We start from the raw sequence: 8,314 nt of genomic DNA on the forward strand, positions 1-8,314 counted from the left end.
GCACGTACGGTTTGATAAGGGGCTAGCCTAGTGATAGGTTAGCCTACTTTCTTACACACTTTTTCCCATATTTACTCCATAATAACGCAAATATTATTTCTTATTATAGTTATAAGGAGGCGTCATTTATGTCTAAGGGGAAAGAGGGCTTACGCTATTTATTACTATTTATAATTGTACTGATTACAATGAATATGATTATGATGTGCTTATTTATTAAGCAGGGATCATTGCAGGTAATTAACAAATATAAGAAACAATTGAAATATGAAGTAACACTGACATCTAATAATGGAGGTATCAGTCTTATTGATGCAAAAGAGTTAATACACCTTAAAGGTGTAAAAGCCTATAACTATGAACAATTAGTTAATGCATCTTCATCACTTCAATCTGTAGATACACATCTCTCTTTTCCTCGTATTCATTTAAAAAACCATCAAGAAGATTCATTTCTTCTTGCAGGTTATTCTTCTATGACGCTGATTCAGGACTTTAATTCAAAAGAATATCAATTAAAAGAAGGAAGACTACTCACAAAGAAAGATGAGAATACATCCAATGCAGTTATATCCTACGCATTAGCTAAAAATAATAATCTAAGTATAGGAGACAGTATTCAATTCAATACTGAAAAAGGAAATGTTTCATTATCTATTGTGGGTATTTATAAGAATAAAGTAGGTCTATTGAGTCGTCTAAAGCCTTATAATACAATCTTTATCTCTTTATCAAAAGCACAGTCATTAAGTCATACAGAAGAGACTCTGTCCTCTGTCACTTATTATTTAACTAAAGAAGATACATCAGAAGACTTTATTAAGAAAGCACAAGAAACTCCATTGGACTGGAGTCAATTACAGCTTACTTCCAATGATGCACAATATAATGCCTGTGTCTCTATATTTGAAAATATATATGATAAAGTAAAGACTCTCCCATTTATACTATTAATCATAAGCTCATTTCTATTAATACTTGTATATATGGGATTATCAAGGAATCTTTTAAAAACATTCATTGTTTTTATTATTGCGTTATCTATCTCTTTCTTTACAAGTCCTTATCTTTCAAAATATACGATTAATACATCTCTTTCTCGCCATGATATGACAATATCTCAAAAAGAAATAAGAAAGATTAAGACAGTTTATACACCAAAAATCATGATAGAAACAGTTGGCATTGCATCTATCATGTATCTAGAAACAGTGATTATAACATATAAGAAAATGATCTCAGCCTAGGCTGAGATTATTTCTTTTGATTTAGAGAATAAGCCATAAATACCACCGGTATGCATAAATAGAATATTCTTTGCATGATCAAATGTACCTTTTTCTAATTCATGGATAAGTCCATAATATGCCTTACCTGTATATACAGGATCGAGAATAATACCACTATGTCTAGATAAATCAGAAATAGCTTCTAGTTCTTCTTTACGGCTTAAAGAGTAGCCCCTTCCTACATATCCATCAATTATATGAATATGACTTCTATCCACATCTTCAACATCAAGATGAGGCAATGTATCATCAATAATACTATTAATTTCTTTAATAAAGAAATCAGCATCATCACATACATTAATACCAACAATATCTTTATGGGCTTGTCTTAATTCATTGCCTAGATATAATCCAGTATAAGTTCCACCAGAACCGACTGCATCAATAACAGTATCAAAGACTATGCCTGTCTTTTTTTCATATTCTAGTATTTCATCAAAAGCATCGATATAACCTAAAGTACCGATTCCATTACTAGCCCCCATAGGAATAATATAGGGTTTACCACCTTGATCTAATACTTCTTGATAGACTTCCTGCATCATTTCATCTTTATGTGCCTGGAAATCATCATGTTCCTTTACTCTAATATCAGCACCAAGCATATGATCTAAAAGGAAGTTAGCTGTTTCAATATTTTCACCAGGTTCTTTTCTTAGTATAAGAATACATTTTAATCCTAGTTTTGCGGCTACTGCAGCAGTAGAGCGACAATGGTTGGACTGAAATCCACCATTTGTGATGAGTGTATCACAGCCTAAAGATAAAGCTTCTGCCACACTGTATTCTAATTTTCTAATCTTATTGCCAGATGTGATACTATCTGTTAAGTCATCTCTTTTTACAAAAATATTTAGTTTATATTTGTTTGAAAGATAGTCTATTTTTTCTATAGGAGTAGGCAACTGGGCCAAATGTAATTTGTTCATGTCTTTCACCTCTCTACTAATAGTATAGTGGAATTAGAGAATAAAGTAAAATTACACTCTTCTTGTTGTAAAGTTTGGTATAATAATGAGGATAAAAGGAGACTTAAACATGAAGACAATTGGAAAAGATGGTATTTTATTAAGACTCGCAAAGGATATGTATCCTGAGAGAGATGATTTATCTTCTATTGAAGTAAAAACATTATTTAATGATATTTGTCATAAATATATACAAAGAGAAGGCATCTATGATCTTCTTTCATGGCTAGAAGGTACTGACTTCTATAGTGCACCTGCAAGTACACGTTATCATGGAGATTATGAAGGAGGGTTATGTGATCATAGTCTTCATGTCTATTTCTGTTTTAGAAGCTATGTAAAGAAGCGCTGCGAACCAGGGTATCATTTATCTATGAGTGAAGAAAGTATCGCATTATGTGCTTTATTTCATGATTTATGCAAGGTTGATATCTATAAGACAGAAATGCGTAATAAGAAGAATGCTCAGGGACAATGGGAACAAGTACCTTTCTATACAATAGAAGATGCATTCCCTGTAGGACATGGTTCTAAGAGTGTTTACATCATGAATCGCTATTTAAAGCTTACAGATATAGAAACAGCCGCTATTGCCTATCATATGGGCTTTAGTTATGGTGATGATGCAAGAACAGTAGGAAATGTATTTAGTCGTTTTCCAGAAGCGTTTGCGTTATCTACAGCTGATATGGAAGCCACTTATTTTGTAGAAAATGAACATTGGCCTAGATAAAGTGCTATAATAGCATTCAAGGTGATATATATGAAAAAGAGTAAAATTAAAACAAATGCATTGAGAATGCTTGATCGTGATAAGATTCCTTATGAGATCAAGACATATGAATATGATGAAGAACATTTAAGTGGTGAACATGTGGCATCACAGGTTGATATGGATGCAGGTGATATTTATAAAACACTTGTATTACATGAAGACCATGATTACTTAGTATGCTGTATTCCAGTATTAGAGGAAATAGACTTAAAGAAGCTAGCTAAGTTATCTGGACATAAGAAGGTAGAAATGCTTCATATGAAGGATTTACTTGGCTTAACAGGCTATATGCGTGGAGGCTGTTCTCCTGTTGGCATGAAAAAGAAGTTTCCTACATATTTTGATGCCAGCATAGAAAAAGACCGTCTTATCGCCCTCTCAGCAGGTAAAAGAGGCTATCAGATGATTGTTTCATCAAAGGATATTACAACATATTGTGACGCAAAAATAGGGGATGTAGTGAGAGAACACTGATCCCCTTTTGTCTATCTGTAAGTGTTTACTTAGGAGTTCTCGACAAAAACATATTGATATTCGTAAATATAACTATTTAATATAGATAAATATCTAAAGTTAGAGTGAAAGTTATGAGAAAATAATGCAACTGTAGCGCTTTTTGTTTCTATAGGTTTTCGAAAATGGTATAATAGACCCAAGAGGTGACGCTTAAAAATGGATATTAATAAAAAATATGAGCAATGGTTAAACTATGAAGACATGGATGCTTCATTAAAGGCAGAACTTGCCGGAATGACAGATGAACAGAAGGAAGATGCTTTCTATAAGAATCTTGAATTTGGTACAGCAGGTATGCGTGGTATTTTAGGCGCAGGTACAAACCGTATGAACATCTATACAGTTCGTAAAGCAAATATGGGATTTGCGAAATATGTAGCTAATTTACCAGAAGGTAAAGAACGTGGAGTAGCAATCAGTTATGATAACAGACATATGTCATATCGTTTTGCGATTGAATCTGCTAAGATTCTAGCAAAGTTTGGTATTAAGTCTTATATCATGGAATCTTTAAGACCTACTCCAGAATTATCTTTCGCAGTACGTTATTTAAAATGTGCAGGTGGTATCATGATTACTGCTTCTCATAATCCTAAGGAATATAACGGTTATAAAGTATATGATGATACTGGCTGTCAGTTAATCCCTGAATGGGGCGATATCGTTGTTGATTATGTAAATGAAATCGATGATGAATTAGAAATCAAACAGATTAGTGATGAAGAAGCTTATCCATTCATTACATGGGTAGGAGAAGAAGTGGATGAAGCTTATTACAAAGCTGTAATGGGTATTGAAATCAATCCTGGACTAGATAAATCTGATTTCAAGATTGTTTATTCACCACAGCATGGTGCAGATAACATCCCTGTAAGAACATGCTTAAAGAGATTAGGCTATGATATTGTGCCAGTACTTGCACAGTGTGCACCTGATCCAGATTATACAAATACAAAGTCTCCAAACCCAGAAGTAGATGCTTCTTATGAATTAGCTATTAAGCTTGCGAAAGAAGTAGATGCTGATGTAGTCGCAATTACAGATCCTGATGGTGATAGACTTGGTGTTGTTGCGAAACATAATGGTGAATATGTATTAATGAGTGGTAACCAGAGTGCTGCTGTATATCTTGAATATATCTTATCTCAGAGAAAAGAGAAGGGTACATTACCTGATAATGCAGTTATGTACAATACTATCGTTACAAGTGATCTTGGTGAATTAGTTGCTAGAAACTATGGTGTTGATGTTGAAAAGACATTAACTGGATTCAAGTTCATTGGTGATAAGATCAGAAAGTATGAAAAGACACATGAAAAACAGTTCATCTTCGGTTATGAAGAAAGCTATGGCTGTGTTGTAGAAGACTTCGTAAGAGATAAAGATGCTGTACAGGCTGTATTACTTGCTGCTGAATGTGGTAACTACTATAAGAAGCAGGGTAAGGATCTTATTGATGTATTGAATGAATTATATGCTAAGTATGGTACATTCAAGGAATCACAGATTGCTTTAGCTAAGGCAGGTGCTGCAGGTGCTGCACGTATCAAAGAAATGATGGATACTTTAAGAAAAGATAAGCCTACTGAAATTGGCGGTGTGAAGGTTGTATTAAGTGAAGATTATGCAACAAGCGAACGTTCTGATGGCACAACAATTGACTTACCAAAGTCAAATGTATTAAAGTATTACCTAGAAGATGGTTCTTGGATTGCTGCTAGACCTTCTGGTACAGAACCTAAGTGTAAATTCTATTTCTCAATTAAGGGTACAGATGCAAAGGATGCTGCTGATAAGACAGAAGTATTCCATAAGGCAATGATGGAATTAATTGGTGAATAACTCATGTGGGGACTCTATCTTCGATAGAGCCCTTTTATTTATCTTTGGAGGTGTAACATGTATAAATTATTAGTTGTAGAAGATGAAGTACTTATTAGAGATATTATTAAGGAATATTTTGTGGCAAGAGATTATGAAGTGATTGAAGCAGTAGATGGTTATGATGCTTTGAATAAAGTGAATCAGGATATTGATATGGTTTTACTTGATATTATGATGCCAGGAATGGATGGATATGAAACATGTAAGAAGATCCGTGAAAAATATGATATGCCTATTATTTTTATCAGCGCTTTGTCTGAGACTGATAATATGCTGGATGGTTATCATGTAGGAGCGGATGATTATATCACAAAGCCATTTAAACCTTCTGTTTTATATGCGAAATGTCAGGCTATTTTAAATAGAAGCAAGAAGACAGAAAAAGAAGATAAAGAAATCATCTGGTTGGATGCAAGTAAACATTTAATGTATGTAGATGGTGAACCAGTCGCACTTCCTAATAAGGAATATTTATTAATGGAATTATTCTTAAATAATAAGAATCAGTTATTTACACGTTCTCAGATTTTAAATAAGGTCTGGGGCTATGATTATTATGGTGATGGACGTGCTGTAGATACTTATATTAAGAAGTTAAGAAAGAAACTAGGTGTCCATTCACATCGTATTCAGACTATTATGAAAGCAGGTTATACATATACAGATGAAGAAGACTAAATGGTCTTTTGGACTTGTACAGCGTACCTTCTTCTTGATGTTGTTTGTATTTGTGATTATTCTTGGGCTTATGTCCTTACAAGGTATTACAGAATACAAGGAACGTATTATTAGTTCTTCATATGATGCTTCATTGACTTCTGGCTTACAGAATATATATCAGACACAGTATTCTTTAGATAATCCAGATATAACCAAGTATTTAAAGAATTACTATCTTACAAATGAGGGTATGTCTGCAATAGTGGATAGTGACAATAATATCAAGTCATTTGTGAGCAGTGCTTCTTTGCATATTTCTCAATTGTGGATTCTTGATGATAATAAGAGTCAGGAAATCATGGTGGATATATCTGAAAATAATCTAGTAGAGAAAATCAATAAGTATATGATTGAACATCCTGATGAGAATTATGATGTAGTCATAGGTGGTGCTAAGTCTCAAAAGAAACAATATTATATTAATGATGGTGAGAGAGAGGTTGAATATTATACATCAATGGATACAACAGATATTCATCCTGCGTATCTTGCGATTAATGGTAAGGTTTTATTAAATGGCACACACAAATCATTAAAGAAATATAAAGTATCCTGGTATATGTCAGAAAGATGCTTTTATGAAAGAAATGGTTCAAGTGGTGGAAGAGAGTTTACTGATTATAAGAAACTTAAGAAGGCATTAGAGAAACAGATCAAGAAAATCGATAACATTGAATATGCAAGAGGATCTGATTATGTGCATTCTAAGAGTATTAATGTGAATGATGGGACAATGATTATTGTGCTTTCAGAACTGAACCAGGAAATATCTCCAGTGTCAAATGCGAGTGGTGTAAAGGGTTATTTTGTATCAGCTAGCTTTATACCTAAATTAACTAAAAGAGCAGCAGTGAACTATTTTGAACATTCCTGGTATATTTATATTATTGTACTCTGGCTGAATGTAGTGATTTCTATTGTAATCTCACATATGATCACAAAACCATTAAGACATGTATCAGAAGTTACTAATGAAATTGCGAAGAATGATTTCAGTGAAAAATTCCTGATTACACGTCATGATGAGATAGGACAGTTAGAAAACAATATCAACATCATGAGTACAAACTTAGAGAATACAATCAATCAGCTTACCGAACAGCTTGAACATGTTCAAAGACTAGAACATACAAGAAAACAGTTTATTGCGAATTTTACTCATGAGATTAAAACACCTCTTGGTATTATTGCGGGGTATTCTGAATTATTAGAAGATGCCACAACGCAGGTTACAAGAGAGAAATATATCCGTATCATTAATGAACAGATTGAACGTATTAATGGTATCGTACTTACAATGTTGGAATTATCTCGATTAGAATCAGGTAAGATAGAATTAAATAATTATCATATTTCATTATCAGAACTTGTAGAAGAAGTGATAGATGATTTTGAATATGAACTAGAAAAGAAGCATCTTCATATTGTGAAAGAATATGAAGAAGTAGTTTTGGATTGTGATCCTATTCAGATAGAAAGAGTTATTAATAACCTGACATCTAATGCGATTAAGCATACAGATGAACAAGGTACGATTACATATCGTATTAAAAATCATCGTTTTGAAATAGAAAATGAAGGACATCATCTCTCACAGGAAGAGATGGAATCCATCTGGGAAGCTTATATTTCTAAGGATCAGGGCGGAACAGGACTCGGTCTTCCTATTGTAAAAGCGATATTAGAGAGACATAGTTATCATTTTGGGGTAGAAAATACAGAAAAAGGTGTTCTATTCTACTTTGAATATTGATATAATAAGGCAAGTAGGGAATGGGTGATCTTATGAAACTAAAAAGAGTACAGTTTTTTATGTCTAAACAAAGTTATCTGGCTAGTCTCCTTGCGATTGCAGCATTAGTCTGTTATTTCATAGGTTACGCCTCAATTGCGATTATTCTAACAATTGCGATTATTATTTGTTTAGTTATTTATTTTATTCTTGGTCTCGTTTATTGGAGATGCCCTTATTGTCATAACTACCTTCCTACCAAAGATGCAGGTAGTTTAACAGTGTGTCCCCATTGTCAAAAAGAATTATTTAGAGATGAAGAAAACAATACTGTAGAAAAATAAAAGGCTGATATCACTTGTGTGATATCAGTCTTTTTTCTAGTGTGCCGGGCATGGCACTGATTCAGTCGGAGATAGTCCGACCA

General features: G+C 33.3%; 8 protein-coding genes. 7 read left to right on the forward strand and 1 reads right to left on the reverse strand.

Features of this window, described 5'->3' with window-relative positions; translation table 11 throughout:
* Positions 1 to 128 precede the first annotated feature (128 nt).
* Positions 129 to 1,247: an ABC transporter permease gene (locus QZQ55_RS09800; RefSeq protein ID WP_295092886.1), complete on the forward strand. Its 1,119-nt coding sequence runs from the start codon at positions 129 to 131 to the stop codon at positions 1,245 to 1,247.
* Here QZQ55_RS09800 and QZQ55_RS09805 read toward each other — a convergent pair.
* Positions 1,244 to 2,221, reverse strand: a complete 978-nt coding sequence (locus QZQ55_RS09805; protein ID WP_295092888.1) for a D-cysteine desulfhydrase family protein — start codon at positions 2,219 to 2,221, stop codon at positions 1,244 to 1,246. The genes QZQ55_RS09800 and QZQ55_RS09805 overlap by 4 nt on opposite strands.
* A 109-nt stretch (positions 2,222 to 2,330) precedes the next feature.
* On the opposite strand from QZQ55_RS09805, the gene QZQ55_RS09810 reads away from it, so the two are divergent.
* From QZQ55_RS09810 to QZQ55_RS09835, 6 genes are all read left to right on the forward strand, one after another.
* Positions 2,331 to 2,993, forward strand: coding sequence for a hydrolase (locus QZQ55_RS09810; protein ID WP_295092890.1), 663 nt, complete (start codon positions 2,331 to 2,333; stop codon positions 2,991 to 2,993).
* A gap of 30 nt (positions 2,994 to 3,023) precedes the next feature.
* The gene (gene ybaK, locus QZQ55_RS09815; protein WP_295092892.1) at positions 3,024 to 3,509 is read left to right on the forward strand and encodes a Cys-tRNA(Pro) deacylase; all 486 of its coding nucleotides are present in this window, start codon (positions 3,024 to 3,026) and stop codon (positions 3,507 to 3,509) included.
* Positions 3,510 to 3,707: 198 nt separating this feature from the next.
* On the forward strand, positions 3,708 to 5,393 hold the full coding sequence (locus tag QZQ55_RS09820; RefSeq protein ID WP_295092894.1) for a phospho-sugar mutase: 1,686 nt from the start codon (positions 3,708 to 3,710) through the stop codon (positions 5,391 to 5,393).
* Between the two features lie 57 nt (positions 5,394 to 5,450).
* A complete protein-coding gene (locus QZQ55_RS09825) occupies positions 5,451 to 6,113 on the forward strand; it encodes a response regulator transcription factor (protein ID WP_295092896.1) in 663 nt (220 codons plus the stop codon).
* Positions 6,100 to 7,908 carry a cell wall metabolism sensor histidine kinase WalK gene (locus QZQ55_RS09830; protein WP_295092898.1) on the forward strand — a complete coding sequence of 603 codons (1,809 nt, stop codon included), beginning with the start codon at positions 6,100 to 6,102 and terminating at the stop codon, positions 7,906 to 7,908. The genes QZQ55_RS09825 and QZQ55_RS09830 overlap by 14 nt, the downstream gene beginning before the upstream one ends.
* A gap of 32 nt (positions 7,909 to 7,940) precedes the next feature.
* On the forward strand, positions 7,941 to 8,231 hold the full coding sequence (locus QZQ55_RS09835) for a hypothetical protein (protein ID WP_040389743.1): 291 nt from the start codon (positions 7,941 to 7,943) through the stop codon (positions 8,229 to 8,231).
* Positions 8,232 to 8,314: the final 83 nt, after the last annotated feature.

It is taken from the genome of uncultured Catenibacterium sp. (assembly GCF_900540665.1).
Classification (GTDB): Bacteria; Bacillota_I; Bacilli_A; order Erysipelotrichales; family Coprobacillaceae; genus Catenibacterium.